Origin of the sequence: Streptomyces sp. NPDC006872 (assembly GCF_040635845.1) — a bacterium.
GTDB lineage: Bacteria > Actinomycetota > Actinomycetes > Streptomycetales > Streptomycetaceae > Streptomyces.
Genome location: NZ_JBEYIL010000002.1, coordinates 457,905 through 473,372, shown reverse-complemented (window position 1 = coordinate 473,372; position 15,468 = coordinate 457,905). Strand labels below are relative to the sequence as shown.

The window sequence follows — 15,468 nt, the reverse complement described above, 5'->3', positions numbered from 1 at the left end:
TCTCGGACTCCGATCATCGGTCGTCGGTGCTGTCCGGCCGTGAGTCGTGCGTCGGCAGCCACACCCTCATCGTCGAGGGCCCGCGGTTCGCCCAGGAGTGGTACGGGACCAGGACGATCCCCGCGCGCCCGGCGGCCGAGGGGCCGGTGGCGGCGTCGAACGGGCGGTACGGCCAGGGTTCCTCGGACTGTGCGTCGTCATCGGTTGCGTCCCCGTCGACCACGACGGTGCCGTCCGGACCGTCCTGCGGTGCGGTGGACGGATCCACTCGTACGACGTCGACCTCGTGGCCGTACGGGAGGTCCACGGACTCGGCGCAGTACACCAGGGGCCCGCGCTCGACGGCAAGGGTGCCTCGTACGGCGTCGATGCGCGGGTCGGGCGCGGTCCAGCGCGGCCGTACCGGCAGGTCGAGGCGGATCTCGTCGCCGGGGCGGAAGACCTGGGTGACGGTCGCCGTCCCGGGGGCTGCGGCTCGGCGCGATCCGTCGGGGGCGGTGAGCCGGGCGGCGCTGCCCCGCGTCCAGTCGGGGACGCGCAGGGACAGGGTCCACGGGTGGTCCGGGGCGCGGTCGACGCGTACGGTGACGCTCCCGCCGTGGGGGTAGTCGGTGCGCACGGTCAGTGCGAGGCCGCCGGTGGCGATCTCCGCGTCGGCGTACTGGTGCAGTTGGATGCCGTGGTCGTCCGCCGTCGCCAGGTAGGCGGGGAGGAGGGCGAGGGTGCGTGCCACGTTGGTCGGGCAGCAGGACACCGCGAACCAGGGGGCGCGCAGGCTCGACTCGGCGCGCGGGCTGTCGGTGTCGGCCGGGGGGACGGTGCCTCGGCGGCGCCGGTGCAGGGTGTTGGCGTAGAAGAAGGCCCGGCCGTTCTCGGCGGGTGAGGTGGCGACCACGTTGAAAAGGGTCCGCTCGGCCAGGTCGGCGAAGCGCGACTCGCCGGTGGCGAGCAGCAGCCGCCAGCTGAGCATCACGGAGGCCACGCCGGCGCAGGTCTCCGAGTAGGCGCGGTCGGGCGGCAGGACGAAGTCGTCGCCGAAGGCCTCGTCCCGGTGGTGGGAGCCCATGCCGCCGGTGAGGTAGGTACGCCGGGCGACCGTGGCCTCCCACTGTCGTACGACCGCGGCGAGCAGATCGTCGTCCCCTGTCTCCACCGCCACGTCGACCGCGCCGGACGCAAGGTAGAGGGCCCGCACGGCGTGGCCCCGGAACACGGTGGCCTGCCGCACGGGCAGGTCGTCCTGGTAGTAGACGCGGCCGAACTCGCCGTCGGCGAGCGTGCGACGGCCTCGGCGGTCGACGAAGAGCCGCGCCTGGTCGAGGTAGCGCTGCTCCCCCGTCGCCCTGGCCAGTTCGACGAGGGCCGGTTCGATCACCGGGTGCCCGCAGACGCGCTCGATGCCGCCCGGGCCGAAGGTGGCGCACACATGGTCGGCGGCCCGCCGGGCGATCTTCGCCAGCTCTCCGTCGCCCCCGGCGCGGATCTGGGCGACGCCTGCCTGGATCAAGTGGCCGTAGCAGTACAGCTCATGGCCCCATTCGAGGTCGCTGTACCGGGCCTGCTGGCCTGGCCGGTCGAAGGCGGTGTTGAGATAGCCGTCGGGTTCCTGGGCGGGGGCGATCGCCTCCGTGATCGCGTCGAGCGCGTTGCCGTGTCCGCCCTCCCAGGCCATGGCTTCGAGCAGCTTGTAGACGTCCGAGTCGGCGAACTCCCGTCCGCGCCTCTCGTGTTGGATGCGCCCCGCGACGGCGGCGCGGAAGTTGCCGATCCAGCGGACGCGTTCCATCCAGTCGTGGCAGTGGTCCAGCGTGGCGGTCGCGTTGGTGTGCCGGCGCCGGGCCCAGAATCCTCCGGTGATCCGGACCTCGTCCAGGCCGAGCGGTCGCAGTCGGCCGCGGCTCGGCGCCACGGGCACTGCGGACCCCACGGGCCCGACGGATGCCCCCTGCGTGTTCTCCTTCACCGCGTCATCCCTTCAGCGCACCCGACATGAAGCCCCGCACGTAGTGCCGTTGCAGCAGCAGGAAGAGGAGCAGACAGGGCACGGCGAGGACCACCACCCCGGCTTCGGTGGCGCCGTAGTCGACGGCGCCCATGCTCTGTTGTCGCAGGTTCGCGACGGCCAGCGGCAGGGGCGCCTTCTGGCTGTCCGAGATGAGGATCAGGGGCGCGATGAAGTCGTTCCAGGCCGCGAGGAACGCGAACAGCCCCACCGTGATCAGCCCTGGCCGCACGGCCGGAAGCAGGACCCTGCGCAGCGCGCCCGCCGTGCCGCAGCCGTCGACGAGCGCGGACTCCTCCAGTTCGCGCGGCACCGCCTCGAACGAGATCCGCATCATGAAGGTGGCGAACGGGAGTTGGAACATCGTCAGCACCAGGCTCAGCCCGAACAGCGAGTTCTGCAGGTGCAGCCTGCCGAGCAGCACATAGAGCGGGATGAGCAGCGTGGCGTAGGGAACCATGAGGATGGCCAGGGTCAGCAGGAACAGCAGGTTCTTGCCCGGGAACTCGAAGCGGGCGAAGGCGTAGCCGCCGAGCAGGGACACGCCGAGGGTGAGGGCGACGGTGAGCGCTGAGACCAGGGTGCTGTTGCCGAGGTAGCGCCACAGCCCTGCGTCGTAGTCGAGCAGCGTCCGGTAGTTGCCGAGGCCGTAACCGGTTTCCTGCGCGGTGCCGGGCTGCGCGCCGACCGACGCCCAGGCGTTCCACACCAGGGGAAAGAGGAAGATGACGGCCAGTCCTCCGGCGACGACGTAGTAGGGCGTCCGGCCGAGGGCTCGGGTGAGCACCGGTGACTCCTTTCCGCGAGAGGCGCGGGTCATGACTCGTCGGCGTGGCGCAGACCGCGGAACTGCAGGACGTTGAGCAGCAGCAGTGCGGCGAGCACGAGGATCGACAGGGCCGCCGCGGTGCCGAGGTTCAGCCGCTGGAACGCCTCGCGGTAGATCAACTGCACGACGGTGACGGTGCTGTTGTCCGGTCCGCCCTTGGTGAGGACGAAGAACTGGTCGAAGGCGAGCAGCGATCCGGTGGCACAGAGCAGCAGGGACAGCGCGAGCGACGGACGCAGCAGCGGCAATGTGATGGAGCGGAAGATCTGGCCTCTGCTCGCGCCGTCCGTCCGGGCCGCCTCGTACACCTCGTGCGGGATGCGCTGGAGGCCGACGAGCAGGATCAGCATGTAGAAACCGGCGAACTTCCAGACGATGAGGAACACCGTCGACAGCAGGGCGGAGGTCGGCGTGCCGAGGAAGGACACCGGGTCGTCGACGAGGCCGAGCTGCTCCAGGATGCTGCTGAGTGGCCCGGTGGTGGGGCTGTACAGGCCCCAGAAGAGCAGGGAGGCGGAAGCGAGGCCGAGGGCGCCGGGCAGGAAGTAGACCGTGCGGAAGAAGCCGGCGCCGGGACGGGACTCCTGCACGAGCAGGGCGAGGAGCAGGGCCAGGCCGAGCAGGACGACGGTGACGATCACGGTGTAGAGGAGGGTGAAGCGGACGGCGGGCCAGAACAGGGTGCTGTCGGTGACGTCGGTGTAGTTCTCGGGGGCGTTGGCGCCCTGGTTCCCCGCGAGCAGCGGCCAGTCGCTGAGCGACATCTGTCCGACGAGGAGGAGGGGAAGCAGGAAGAAGACGGCGACGAACAGGGCCGTGGGCGCGGCGTAGCCGAGGCCCTGAAACGTGCGGGAGGCCCGCACTTCAGTCGGCCAGCGAGGCGGTGACCGCCTTGTTGTCCTTCTCCACCGACGCCCCGTCGCCGAAGACGGCGTCGCGCATCAGGGACAGCCAGGGCCCGTTGGGGTCGTTGAAGGTCTGGCCGAACTTCAGGGCATACGGGGTGCGGCCGTCCGCCACGAGCTGGTTGACGGCGACCAGGCGTGGGTCCTCGGCCGAGTACTTGTTGGCGGCGAGGTCGGTGCGGGCCACGACGTCCTTGTGTGCGGCGACGACGTCGACCTGTGCCTCGTCGCCCAGTGACCAGGCGAGGAAGTTCCAGGCCTGGTCGGCCGACTTGCTGGTGGCCGAGATGCCGATGGCGTCGCCGCCGACGAAGGTGGACCTGCCCCCGTCGGGGCCGGGGATGGGTGCGACGCCGAGGTCCAGGTTCTTGGGCATCAGGCCCAGGGTGGTCGACGGCATGGGCATGATGCCGACCTTGCCCTTCGGGAAGACGCCGGTCCAGGTGGCGCCCGTCTCGTCGCGCGCGCCGGGCGCCACGATGCCGTCCTTCACCCAACCCCGGTAGGTGTCGTAGACCTTCTTCGCGGTGGCGGAGTCGAGGTTCGCCGCGGTGCCCTCCTCGTTCAGCACCTCCTCTCCCCCGGCCCAGATGGACGGCCACCAGGTGAAGACGCCGCAGCCGCCGCAGTTGCCGCCGAAGAAGGTGCCGTCGACCCCGCCGCCCAGCGCGTCCACGGCCCGCGCCTGTCGGTCCCATTCGGCGAGGGTGGTCGGCGGCTTCGCGGGGTCGAGCTTCGCCTTGCGGTAGAGGTCCTTGTTGTAGAAGAGCACCGACAGGTCGAGGGTGTGCGGGACGACGTACTTCTTGCCCTCGTACGTGCCGGCCCTGATGTGGGACTGGGCCAGCGCGTCGGCGAAGGGCAGGGCGTCGATGCGCTCGGTGAGGTCGGCGAAGAGGCGGCTGGTGGTGTAGTTGGGCACGAACACCACGTCGGAGGCGAAGAGGTCGGGAAGGTCGCGGGAGCCGGCGGCCGCGCCGACCTTGGCCTGGTAGTCGTCGGTGGGGATGACGGTCAGTTCGATCTTGTTCTTGTGGCCCGCGTTGTAGGCCTTGACCAGCGCCTCGCTCTGCGGCCGGGTCGCCGCCCGGGTCCACATCGTCAGCGTGGCGCCGTCGTCGACGCCGGTGGCGTCCGCCGGGCTTCCTGCCGCCCCGCCGTCCGAGCCGCCGCCGTCCCCCGACCCGCAGGCCGTGATCAGGCTCGCGGCGGCGAGGAGCGCGACGACGCCGGCGGCGAGCCGGCGGATGGGTCTACGTGGTCCGGTCGTGCTCCCCATGACGATCCCCCTAGTGTGGGTTCTGCGACGGAAAGGAACCGAAAAGGCTTTCTGAAAGCTAGAACTCGACTGATGGTCCGTCAATCCCCTTGGCCGGAACCGCTGTCGGGGTGGAGGGCGAGGCATCGCCGAAACCTGTGAAACCGCGCTCGACGCACTCCGCCCGAAATCTTTCGCGTACGGTTTACGCACGCAACGCGAGACAGGAGCCCCTCCATGACACCGGCCGCCGGCCCCTCCCGTTCGCATCCCGCCACGCTCAGCGACGTCGCCCGGCTGGCCGGCGTGTCCATCGCCACCGCCTCCAAGGCCCTCAACGGCCGCAGCCAGGTGCGCGCCGAGACCCGGCAGCGGGTGATCGAGGCGGCCGAGCGGCTGGCCTTCCGGCCGAACCAGCTGGCGCGCGGCCTGCTCGTCGGGCGGTCGGGCACCGTCGGTCTGCTCACCAGCGACCTGGAGGGCCGGTTCAGCATCCCGATCCTCATGGGTGCCGAGGACGCCTTCGGCGCGGGCGAGGTCGCGGTCTTCCTGTGCGACGCGCGCGGCGACGCGATCCGCGAGCAGCACCATGTCCGCGCGCTGCTCGGGCGCCGGGTCGACGGTCTGATCGTGGTCGGCAGCCGCACCGACCCGCGTCCCTCCCTCGGCCGTGAACTGCCCGTCCCCGTGGTCTACGCGTACGCGCCGTCGGACGATCCGGCGGATCTGTCGATCGTCCCCGACAGCGTCGACGCCGGTCGGATCGCCGTGGAACACCTGCTGGCCTGCGGCCGGACCCGGATCGCGCACATCACCGGCGACCCCGGGTACCTCGCGGCGCAGGAGCGGGCCGAGGGCGCCGCGGCCGCGCTCGCCGACGCCGGTCTCGCCCTGGTCGGCGAACCACGGTTCGGGGCCTGGTCGGAGGGGTGGGGCCGGGCGGCCACCGCACTGCTGCTCGACCGGCAGCCGGACGTCGACGCCGTGCTGTGCGGCAGCGACCAGATAGCCCGTGGAGTCATGGACGTGCTGCGCGAGCGTGGTCACCGGGTGCCGGAGGACGTGGCGGTCATGGGCTTCGACAACTGGCAGGTGCTGACCGCCGCCTCGCGCCCGCCGCTGACGAGCGTCGACATGAACCTGGAGCAGGTCGGGCGCGCGGCCGCGCACGCCTTGTTCACCGCGATCGGCGGAGCCCGCCGCTCGGGGATCGAGACGGTGCGCTGCCGGGTGGTCATCAGGGGCTCGACGGCACCGCTGTCCTGAAGCGAACGCTGTCTTGATGCGAACGCCGTTCGCTCACAGGTCTCTTGACACTGCATCAGCTCGCTTCTACGTTGCGAAAACCTTTTAGGTGCCCTTTCCGTGCCTCTCGTCACCCCCACTCAGGGAGCCTCCGATGAGAAGACCGCACGCCTTGTTCGTCGCCCTGGTGCTGATGCTCACCTCGCTGCTCGCCGCGCCGTCGGCGCATGCCGCGCAGACCATCGGGTTACCCACCTTCACCGGCCCCGCCGTCCCGTCCCCGCCCGTCGCCTACACCCCCGGCGACATGATGCGGAGCATCTACGACGCGGAGAGTTCGGGAACCGATTTCTGGATGGACCGGCTGCTGGCCCGCACCGGCGACGACCCGGCCGGGCCCTGGCTGATGAGCCGGGGGCGCGCGGTCTTCATGAAGACCCACAACCCCGCGGTGCTCGGTTTCGGCGGTCAGGTCGCCTACTGGGAGAGCATCAGCAACAACAACGCCTACACGGTCGCGATCACCCCGGGCACCTTCACCGAACAGGTGTCGCAGCGCCGACAGACGCCCAGTCACTGGAAGAGCGTCCACACCACCGGCTCGATCACGGTCACCCAGACCAAGTTCATCACCGACAACAACGTGGCCGTGACCAACCTGTCGATCAAGAACAACGGCACCGGCTCCAGCACCCTGCAACTGCGGGCGACCTCGCCGTACGCCACCTCGGGCACGGGAGTTGAGCTGACCGGCCAGGTCAACGCCTACAACAACCTCACCACCATCCGGCCGAGGCTCACCGGCGACGGCTTCAGCGTCTCCAGCGGGGGTCTCAACCGCTCGGTGACCGTCGGCGCCGGAGCCACCGTGACGGCCAAGGTGGTGATGGGCTTCGTCACCGACGAGATCCCCGAGTCGCTGACCGAGTACAACGCCTACGCGGGCTACTCGGCCGACACCGCCTTCGCGACCCATGTCAGGGCCTACAACCTGTGGTGGGCGCAGAACGTGCCCTACATCGACGTACCCGAACCGGCGATCAAGAAGAACGTCTACTACCGCTGGTGGTTGATGCGCTTCAACAACCTCGACGCCGACATCCCCGGGCAGACCTTCCAGTTCCCGACGTCGACCGAGGGCGTCCTCGGCTACAACAACGCGATCGCGCTCACCCAGCCCATGCACATCGACGACCTCAAGTACCTGCGCAACCCGGCCTACGCGTACGGCGACTGGCTCAGCGCCGGCCAGACCTCCAAGGGCGGCCGTTTCCTCGACAACCCCGGGGACCCGGAGAACTGGTCCAACAGCTACACCCAGTACATCGCCGAAGCGGCCTGGAAGAGCTATCAGATCCACGGCGGACAGCCCGCGATCGCCGGCAACCTCGCCCGGTACGCCGAGGGTGACGTCAAGGGCCAACTCGCCTACTACGACCACGACAACAACAAGCTCATCGAGTACGACTGGGGCGCGCTGACGGGCAACGACGCCGACGCCGTCTCCTTCCACTGGAAGCCCGGCAACATGGACCGCGCCGAGTCCGCCTACCAGTACAGCGGCGCGCTCGCCGCCGCCGAGGCCTACGAGGCGATCGGCAACACGGCGAAGGCCACCGAGATGCGCACCCTCGCGACGCAGATCAAGGACGCCATCGTCAACGTGCTGTGGAACCCCAGCCGGCAGTTGTTCGAGCACCGGTTGAAGTCGACGAACGAGTGGGTGCCCTGGAAGGAGATCAACAACTACTACCCGTTCGCGGTAGGCGCCGTCCCCAACACCACTGCCTACAAGCAGGCGTTGCGCCTGTACGACGACCCGGCCCAGTACCCGATCTTCCCCTTCTACACGGCCAACCAGGTCGACAAGCAGGCGGCGGCCGACGCCGGGGAGCCGGGATCCAACAACTTCTCCACCATCAACTCCACCGTGCAGTTCCGGCTCTACTCCTCCGTGCTGCGCAACTACTCCAACTCCTGGATGAGCGCGACCGACTACAAGAAGCTGCTCTACTGGAACACCTGGGCGCAGTACATCGGCGGCAACACCCAGTGGCCCGACGCCAACGAGTTCTGGGCCGACTGGAACGGCACCGGCATCGACTACCGGTCCTGGATCCACCACAACATCCTGGGCAGCAGCAACTGGACGGTGATCGAGGACGTCGCGGGGCTCCGGCCGCGCAGCGACGCCAAGGTGGAACTCTCCCCGATCGACATCGGCTGGAGCCACTTCACCGTCAACAACCTCCGCTACCGCAACGCCGACCTGAGCATCGTCTGGGACGACCCGGCCGACGGAGTGGTCCGCTACCCCGGTGTTCCGGAGGGCTACTCGATCTACGTCAACGGCAACCGGGCCGCGACCGTCAACTCGCTGGTGCCCTTCACCTGGGACCCGGCCACCGGTGACGTCACCACGAGCGGCACGGTCACCCACCACATCGCCGTCGCCGGTCTGCAGGCCCCCAACCAGGTCGTGCAGAGCAGCCCGCGCATGGTCGACATGCTCGCCAAGGCCGGCGTCGACCTGACCGCCGACCTCACCGACCTGGCCGCCGGGGCGACGGCGTCCGCCTCCTACACCGGCTCCGGCAGCAGCACCTCCGGCGCGGTGGACGGCTATCCCACGAACGAGCCGTTCTGGGGCGCGGGCGGGTCCGCCAACAGCCAGGACTGGTACGAGCTGAACTTCGGCGCCGCCCGCACGCTGAACGAAGTACGGCTGTACTTCAAGGACAGCCGCCCGGCGAGCACGACCTACCGGGCCCCGTCCGCCTACACCATCCAGTACCACGACGGCAGTTCCTGGGTGAACGTCCCCGGCCAGACCAAGAGCCCGGCGCTGCCACGGGCCAACTACAACCTGGTGCAGTTCCCGGCGGTGAACGCCCAACGCGTACGGGTCCTGGCCACCAACGCCTCCGGCGCCAAGACGGGCCTCACCGAGGTCAAGGTGTTCAACCGGGGCGGCGTCCAGCCACCCCAGCCACCCGCCAACCAGGCGACGTCCGCGACCGCTTCGGCGTCGTACACCTCCCCCTGGGAGAGCGTCGCCGCGGTCAACGACGGCATCGACCCGCCGTCGTCCAACGACACGGTGAACCCGCGCTGGGGGACCTGGCCGGAGACCGGCCAGCAGTGGGCCGAGCTGACCTGGCCGACGGCGAGGACCCTGAACAAGGCCGAGGTGTACTTCTTCGACGACGACCAGGGCATCGACATGCCGACCGCGTGGAAGCTGCAGTACTGGAACGGCAGCGCCTACGTCGACGTACCCGGCGCGAGCGGCTACCCGCTGGCCAAGAACCAGTACAACACCGTCGGCTTCACCGCCACGAGCACCACACGCCTGCGGGTGCTGCTCACCGGCAACGGCGCCAACTCCGTCGGCCTCCTCGAAGCAAAGGTGTACGGACCGTGACCCGTTCCAGATGCCTGTCCGCACTCATCGCCCTGTTCACCGTGGCGGTCGCGTTCCTCGTGGCGCCGCCCGCCTCCGCCGCCGTCGCCTTCACCTCGACCGGCGTGAACCAGAACGGCGGCAACTGCCTGGACCTGCCCGGCAGTTCGACGACCAACGGCACTCAGCTCCGAGCCTTCACCTGCTCCTCGGGCGCGAACCAGAGCTTCGGCTACACCCTGGTCTCCGGGACGAGCGACACCTACACGGTCACCGCGCAGTCCGGTCAATGCGTCGACGTCTACGGGGCGTCCACAGCCGACAATGCGGCGATCATCCAGTGGCCGTGCCACGGCGGCACGAACCAGCAGTGGCGGCTCGTTCCCGTAGCGGTCTCCGGAACGGACAAGACCTTCAACCTGGTCTCCGTGAGCTCGGGCAAGTGCGTCACACCGAGTGGCGGTTCCTCGGCGTCCAACACCGACCTGGTGCAACTGCCGTGCGCCACCGCGAGCGGCAGGGTGTGGCGGCTGCCCGCCTTCAGCGGTGGCGGCACGACTCCGCACACGTTCACCAACCCGCTCTCCCAGCACGGCCCGGACCCCTGGCTCACCTACTACGACGGGTACTACTACCTCGCCACGACGACCTGGAACTCGACGGTCACCATGCGCAAGGCGAGCACCCTGGCGGGGCTGGCCACGGCGACCGACCAGGTGGTCTTCAACCTGACCCGGCCGAACGGGGCGGGCACGATGTGGGCGCCGGAGTTCCATCTGCTCGACGGCCCCGACGGCAAGCGGTGGTACTTCTACTACACGGCCGGGCGTGAGCCGTACGACCTGGGCACCCAGCGGATCCATGTCCTGGAGAGCGCGGGCCTGGACCCGATGGGTCCCTACAGCTTCAAGGCCGACCTGCTCGACCCGACGCAGGACAACACCTGGGAGCTGGACCCGGGCATCCTGCAGCTCAACGGCCGGCTGTATCTGCTCGGCACCTTCTACAACGGCTCGCAGCCGATGTTCATCCGGCCGCTGTCGAACCCGTGGACCGCGAGCGGCACCCGCCGCGTGCTGTCCACCCCGACCTACAGTTGGGAGACGGTCGGCGGCGCGGTCAACGAGGGCGCGGAGGTCCTGCAGCGGGGCGGCAAGACGTTCATCGTCTACTCCGCGAGTCACTGCTCCACGCCCGACTACAAGCTGGGGATGCTGACGTACAACGGAACCGGCGACCCGCTCGACTCGGCCTCCTGGGTCAAGTCGCCCAACCCGGTGTTCCAGCGCTCCAACGCCAACGGCGTCTACGGCCCCGGCCACAACGGCTTCTTCAAGTCGCCCGACGGGACCGAGGACTGGATCGTCTACCACGCCAACAACTCGGCGAGCGGCGGCTGCGACATGAACCGCACCACCAGGGCGCAGAAGTTCACCTGGAATGCGGACGGCACTCCGAACTTCGGCACCCCGGTGGCCCTGGGCGTCCCGCTCACCTCGCCGTCGGGCGAGTAGCGCGAGCAGCGGTCGTCGGTCAGCGCAGTCCGGCGAGGAACGGCGCGAGCGTGTGGATCAGCGTGTTGTGCGCCGGGGCGGCGAACAGCGGGTCGAGGTGGTTCATCCCGTCGTCGGTCTCGTAGACGGCGTACGGGACCCGGGAGTCGGCCACGACCTCGCGGGTGGCCGAGACGATCGTCCCCTTGGCGTAGCTGGTCTGGAACGCGTACAGCGGGGTGTCGAGAGCCTGGGTGTGGAACAGTCGCAGGCCCAGTGAGCGGGCGAGGTCGGAGTCCGCGTACGGGTCTGCGACGTCCAGGTCCACGGACAGGCGGGCCGGCCAGTACCACTCCCACACCGCCGGTGTGGGACCGCCCGCGTATCCGGCCGCCACGCGGCTGAGGGGAGTGATGCCCGTGTCCACCCAGCCGCGGACGTCGACGCTCTCCGCGAGCCGGCCCGAGTGCACGCTGATGACGTTGGGCCAGCCGAACCCGGCGTCCACCAGGGCGCCGAGCAGGCCTGCGTTGGTGACGGGGACCGGTGGGCGCAGGGCGTCGGGCATCCTGGGTTGCAGGACCGAACGTCCCGCCGGGTCGGTGTGGGCGTACCGGCCCGCGAGCTGGTACCAGATCTGGGTGCTCTCCGCCCGGTCGCCCAGCCCGACGCCGCTCAGGGTGAGGTCGAAGACCGCTCCGCCGTCGATGGCGGCGAGACGTTCGCGCACCTCCTCCGGTGCGTTGTGTATCGGGTCGCCCGTCCCGTCGAAGGACCCGCGCACCCCGCCGTCGATCAGGACGAGAGCCGTGAGCTCGCGGTGGCCGGGACGGCCGTCGAAGTCCCAGGCGGCGTAGGTCATCGCGGTGGTGGCGCCCCAGGAGTGGCCACCGAGCACCACGCGGCGACGGCCGCCGCAGGAGGCGGTCCGTACGACCGTGTCGAGGTCCTCCAGGGTGCGGGACAGGCCCCACCGCGCGGCGAAGGCGGAGGCTGCGGGGTCCTGCGAGCGGTAGTGGCCGTCGAGGTAGTAGGCGGCCGGGTCGGCGGTGGCGAAGCCGGAGCGGTCTGCGAGGTTCTCCTCGCGCCGGTCGACGGCCCACACCTGCACTCCGGGCACGGACGCGACGAGGTCGCGGGCGAGCTGCCGGAAGTCGTTCGCCGCCCCGAAGAATCCCGGGACCAGCACCAGGACGGTGTGCGCGCGGTCGGGGCCGACCTTGAGGACATGGACCCGGTCCGTTCCGGCCGGACCGCCGCCCGCGCCCACCGCCAAGGGAACGTACGGCTCCGGGCCGACCGCCGAGCGCGGCCGCCCGGCTCCGACGGCCGGACCGCTCAGGCCGGACGCGAGGGCGAGCCCGCCGACCGTCGCGCCCAGCAGCGCCCTGCGTGACAGAGGCCGGGTCATGCGGCGCACCCGCCCACGCGCCGGGTGCCGAGCGCGATGTCGTCCATGCGGACGTCGTACGAGGAGGGGGCGGGGTCGGCCTGGTAGAGCTGCCAGCCCAGCTTGAGCGTGTCCATGCGTGGGAAGACGAAGTCGTCCGCCGTGCCGCCGTGCTGCTTCGTGGAGACGGTCAGTTCGGACTGCTCCACGCCGTCGAGGTAGACGGTGACGCGGTTGTCGCTCGCTTCGAGGTGGAACTCGACGCAGGACCAGGCGGCGGCCGTGGCGGGGGCGGAGGTCTTCCAGGACGTCCAGTCGCCGGTGGGGCCGAGATCGGAGCCGACACCCCAGAAGTTGCCCCGGTCGGTGGGGGCGTACTGGCCGCCCAACGGGCGTACCAGGGTGGGGACGTCGGAGCCGGAGGCCTCGGCGATCGTCCAGTGCGCCCAGTCGGGGGCCGTGGGGAACCGGTCCACGCGCAGTCGCAGCCGGGCCCAGAAGCTGTTGCCGACGGGTGCGAGGTCGGAGAGCACGAGGAAGGCGCGGCCGTTGCCTTCGGTGCGCAGCCGCAGTTCGCGGCCGTGGCCGGTCGAGCCGGGTTCGACGGTCAGCGAACCGTGGGAGGTGTCGGTGGTCCAGCCGCGCCCCGCGGTCACCGGACCGAGCGGGAGACGGTCGAAGCTCTCCCTGACGAAGGTTCCGTGCGGGGCGGGGGCGGCCGGGGCGGAGGGACTTGCCGAGGCGGTGGGGGGTATCGCGAGCAGCGCGGCCGAGGTGGCCGACAGCGCGGCGGCGATCTTCCGCATGCGTGTCATGGCCACAGTGTGCAACATGCGACACAGCGGTCACACAGCCTGGTCCCCCAACAGCAGCCCGGGGCTTGCCGGTTGGGGAACGGAGGGCGCACCGGCACCGGCACCGGCACCGGCATCAGTCGGCTTGCGGATCAGGAGCAGCGCCGCGTCGTCGTGCAGGCGGCCGCCGACATGCGCCAGCAGTTCCTCGTGGATCGCGCCGAGCGTACGGGCCGGCTGGTCGCAGAGGTGGCGCGCCAGTCCGTCGACGAGCGGATAGAACTCCCGGTCACGGTCGCGGGCCTCGATGACGCCGTCCGTGTAGAGCAGCAGCTGGTCGCCGTCGGCGAAGGGCAGCGTCTGGAGGCTGGGGGTCTGGTCGGTGAGGGCGCGCAGGCCGAGGGGCGGGGCCGGATGGGCGGTCTCCACCGCCGTGACGTCTCCGGACACAGGCATCAGCAGCGGGGGCGCGTGTCCGCAGTTCACCATTTCCAGCTGCCCGGGCCGCGGGTATCCGGCGACGACGGCGGTGACGAAGTCGTCGGGGCCGAGGTTGCGGGCGAGACTGCGCTCGATCCGTTCGACGACGGCGAGGAGATCGGGTTCGTCGTAGGCGGCCTCGCGGAAGACGCCCAGGACGAGTGCGGCGGTCCCCACGGCCGGCAGCCCCTTGCCGCGCACATCGCCGACGATCAGCCGCACGCCGTAGGGGGTGGGCAGCAGCGCGTAGAGATCGCCGCCGATCCGGGCCTCGGCGGCCGCTGCGCTGTAGCGGACGGCCACCTCGAAGGGGCCGACCGTCGCCGGGACGGGCTTGAGCAGCGCGTGCTGGGCGGCTTCCGCGACCGACCGGACGGCCGCGAGCACCCGTTCCCGGCGCGAGCGCAGGCCGGCGGCCAGGACACCGGCCAGGGTGACGGCCGTCAGCGCGGTCAGCACGGCCGCCAGCTCGGGGCCGGGAGCGTCGTCCCGGATGCCGAGGGCCGCGCCGAGTCCGGCGGCGAGGAGGCCGACGCAGAGGACACCGCGCGGCCCGTTGGTGGCGGCGGCCAGTGCGGGGCCCGCCGCCAGCAGGGGCAGCCAGATCATCCCCGCTCCGCCGAGGAGGTCGCCGAGCACGATGAGGAAAACGATCAGGACGGGGAGGACGGGGAGCACCGGCAGGACGGCGCCTGCCGCTCGGTGTCGGTACAGGTCGTGGTTCCGGGCCTGACTCACTTCGTCCGCAGTCCTCATCTGTGCGCCGGGGCAATGTCGAAATGTCCGTTTCATTCAGGAAACCGGTTACCTCGGGCCCTTACAAGGATCAGATTTTCAGATAGTGAACGATCACCCGGTGAGCGAAAGACCCCTGGTCACGCGGCTTGCGGTCGGGATCAGCCGGGCTCGGATCTGCTCCAGTCGGGGCAGCCGGTCCGCGGGCAGGGAGACGCCGAGCGAACCGAGGGTGTCACCGCTGTAGACGGGGACGGCGACACAGACCGTGCCGAGGGCGTACTCCTCCAGGTCGGTGACGGCCGGGGCCACGGGAGAGGAGTCCAGCTGCCGGAGCAGTACGGGGGCGCTGGTGATGGTCTTCGGCGTGAGGTCGGACAGACGGTGCCGGGAGAGGTAGTCCTGGCGGGCCTCGTCGTCCAGCTCCCGCAGCACGCTCTTGCCTAGCGCGGTGGCGTGCCCGGCGTCCTCGAAGCCGACCCACAGGTCGACACGGGGCGCCCGGGGGCCGTCGACGATCTCCGCGACCCGGATCTCGCCGTCTTCATAGAAGGTGAGGTATGCGGCGGTCGCGAACTCGTCCCGCAGCGCGGCGAGCGTGGGGCGGACCCGGCTGAGCAGCGCCTGTCCACGGCTCGTGGTGTGCAGTGACTGCAGCCGGTCCCCCAGGATGAACCCGCCGTCCTGGAGTTTTCGCAGGTAGCCGTCGTGGACCAGGGTCCGCAGCAGGTGGTACGTGGTGGCCAGGGGCAGCTCCGTCTCACGTGCCAGCTGTTTCGCCGGCGCGCCGTTTTCGTGTGCGCTCACCGCCTCCAGCAGCCGGAAGGCCCGCTGCACGGAGCTGATGAGCGTGGGGCCGTCCCGCGCACCCATACGACCAGCGTGCGCCGTCCACCCGGCACAGGCAAGGCGGTCGAAGATCAAGTTAGGGTGT

General features: G+C 70.3%; 11 protein-coding genes. 3 read left to right on the top strand and 8 right to left on the bottom strand.

What is annotated here, in order from left to right:
- Nucleotides 1-13: 13 nt before the first annotated feature.
- The 4 genes from ABZ725_RS07130 to ABZ725_RS07115 are packed head-to-tail and all read right to left on the bottom strand — an operon-like array spanning nt 14 to nt 5,015.
- The gene (locus ABZ725_RS07130) at nt 14-1,915 is read right to left on the bottom strand and encodes a beta-L-arabinofuranosidase domain-containing protein (RefSeq protein WP_358802068.1); all 1,902 of its coding nucleotides are present in this window, start codon (nt 1,913-1,915) and stop codon (nt 14-16) included.
- Nucleotides 1,916-1,967: 52 nt separating this feature from the next.
- The gene (locus tag ABZ725_RS07125) at nt 1,968-2,789 is read right to left on the bottom strand and encodes a carbohydrate ABC transporter permease (protein WP_358801723.1); all 822 of its coding nucleotides are present in this window, start codon (nt 2,787-2,789) and stop codon (nt 1,968-1,970) included.
- Nucleotides 2,790-2,818: 29 nt separating this feature from the next.
- The gene (locus ABZ725_RS07120) at nt 2,819-3,694 is read right to left on the bottom strand and encodes a sugar ABC transporter permease (protein ID WP_358801722.1); all 876 of its coding nucleotides are present in this window, start codon (nt 3,692-3,694) and stop codon (nt 2,819-2,821) included.
- Between the two features lies 1 nt (nt 3,695).
- Nucleotides 3,696-5,015 (bottom strand): sugar ABC transporter substrate-binding protein, encoded by a 1,320-nt coding sequence (locus ABZ725_RS07115; RefSeq protein WP_358801721.1) that lies wholly within the window; start codon nt 5,013-5,015, stop codon nt 3,696-3,698.
- Between the two features lie 216 nt (nt 5,016-5,231).
- On the opposite strand from ABZ725_RS07115, the gene ABZ725_RS07110 reads away from it, so the two are divergent.
- From ABZ725_RS07110 to ABZ725_RS07100, 3 genes are all read left to right on the top strand, one after another.
- Complete coding sequence (locus ABZ725_RS07110; RefSeq protein ID WP_358801720.1) at nt 5,232-6,260, top strand: LacI family DNA-binding transcriptional regulator; 1,029 nt, start codon at nt 5,232-5,234, stop codon at nt 6,258-6,260.
- A 133-nt stretch (nt 6,261-6,393) separates the two neighbouring features.
- Nucleotides 6,394-9,663 carry a discoidin domain-containing protein gene (locus tag ABZ725_RS07105; protein WP_358801719.1) on the top strand — a complete coding sequence of 1,090 codons (3,270 nt, stop codon included), beginning with the start codon at nt 6,394-6,396 and terminating at the stop codon, nt 9,661-9,663.
- Nucleotides 9,660-11,156 carry a family 43 glycosylhydrolase gene (locus tag ABZ725_RS07100; RefSeq protein WP_358801718.1) on the top strand — a complete coding sequence of 499 codons (1,497 nt, stop codon included), beginning with the start codon at nt 9,660-9,662 and terminating at the stop codon, nt 11,154-11,156. The genes ABZ725_RS07105 and ABZ725_RS07100 overlap by 4 nt, the downstream gene beginning before the upstream one ends.
- Nucleotides 11,157-11,175: 19 nt before the next feature.
- On the opposite strand, the gene ABZ725_RS07095 is transcribed toward ABZ725_RS07100, so the two are convergent.
- From ABZ725_RS07095 to ABZ725_RS07080, 4 genes are all read right to left on the bottom strand, one after another.
- Nucleotides 11,176-12,546 (bottom strand): alpha/beta fold hydrolase, encoded by a 1,371-nt coding sequence (locus tag ABZ725_RS07095; protein ID WP_358801717.1) that lies wholly within the window; start codon nt 12,544-12,546, stop codon nt 11,176-11,178.
- A complete protein-coding gene (locus ABZ725_RS07090) occupies nt 12,543-13,340 on the bottom strand; it encodes a hypothetical protein (RefSeq protein ID WP_358801716.1) in 798 nt (265 codons plus the stop codon). Before ABZ725_RS07090 ends, ABZ725_RS07095 begins: the two co-directional genes overlap by 4 nt.
- A 30-nt stretch (nt 13,341-13,370) precedes the next feature.
- Complete coding sequence (locus ABZ725_RS07085) at nt 13,371-14,483, bottom strand: PP2C family protein-serine/threonine phosphatase (RefSeq protein WP_358802067.1); 1,113 nt, start codon at nt 14,481-14,483, stop codon at nt 13,371-13,373.
- A gap of 165 nt (nt 14,484-14,648) precedes the next feature.
- Nucleotides 14,649-15,407, bottom strand: coding sequence for an IclR family transcriptional regulator C-terminal domain-containing protein (locus ABZ725_RS07080; protein ID WP_358801715.1), 759 nt, complete (start codon nt 15,405-15,407; stop codon nt 14,649-14,651).
- Nucleotides 15,408-15,468: the final 61 nt, after the last annotated feature.

Bases quoted from the DNA above. Each gene is read 5' to 3' on its own strand.
- ABZ725_RS07115 (WP_358801721.1), bottom strand. From the start codon at position 5,015: ATGGGGAGCACGACCGGACCACGTAGACCCATCCGCCGGCTCGCCGCC.
- ABZ725_RS07080 (WP_358801715.1), bottom strand. From the start codon at position 15,407: ATGGGTGCGCGGGACGGCCCCACGCTCATCAGCTCCGTGCAGCGGGCC.
- ABZ725_RS07095 (WP_358801717.1), bottom strand. From the start codon at position 12,546: ATGACCCGGCCTCTGTCACGCAGGGCGCTGCTGGGCGCGACGGTCGGC.
- ABZ725_RS07090 (WP_358801716.1), bottom strand. From the start codon at position 13,340: ATGACACGCATGCGGAAGATCGCCGCCGCGCTGTCGGCCACCTCGGCC.
- ABZ725_RS07110 (WP_358801720.1), top strand. From the start codon at position 5,232: ATGACACCGGCCGCCGGCCCCTCCCGTTCGCATCCCGCCACGCTCAGC.
- ABZ725_RS07105 (WP_358801719.1), top strand. From the start codon at position 6,394: ATGAGAAGACCGCACGCCTTGTTCGTCGCCCTGGTGCTGATGCTCACC.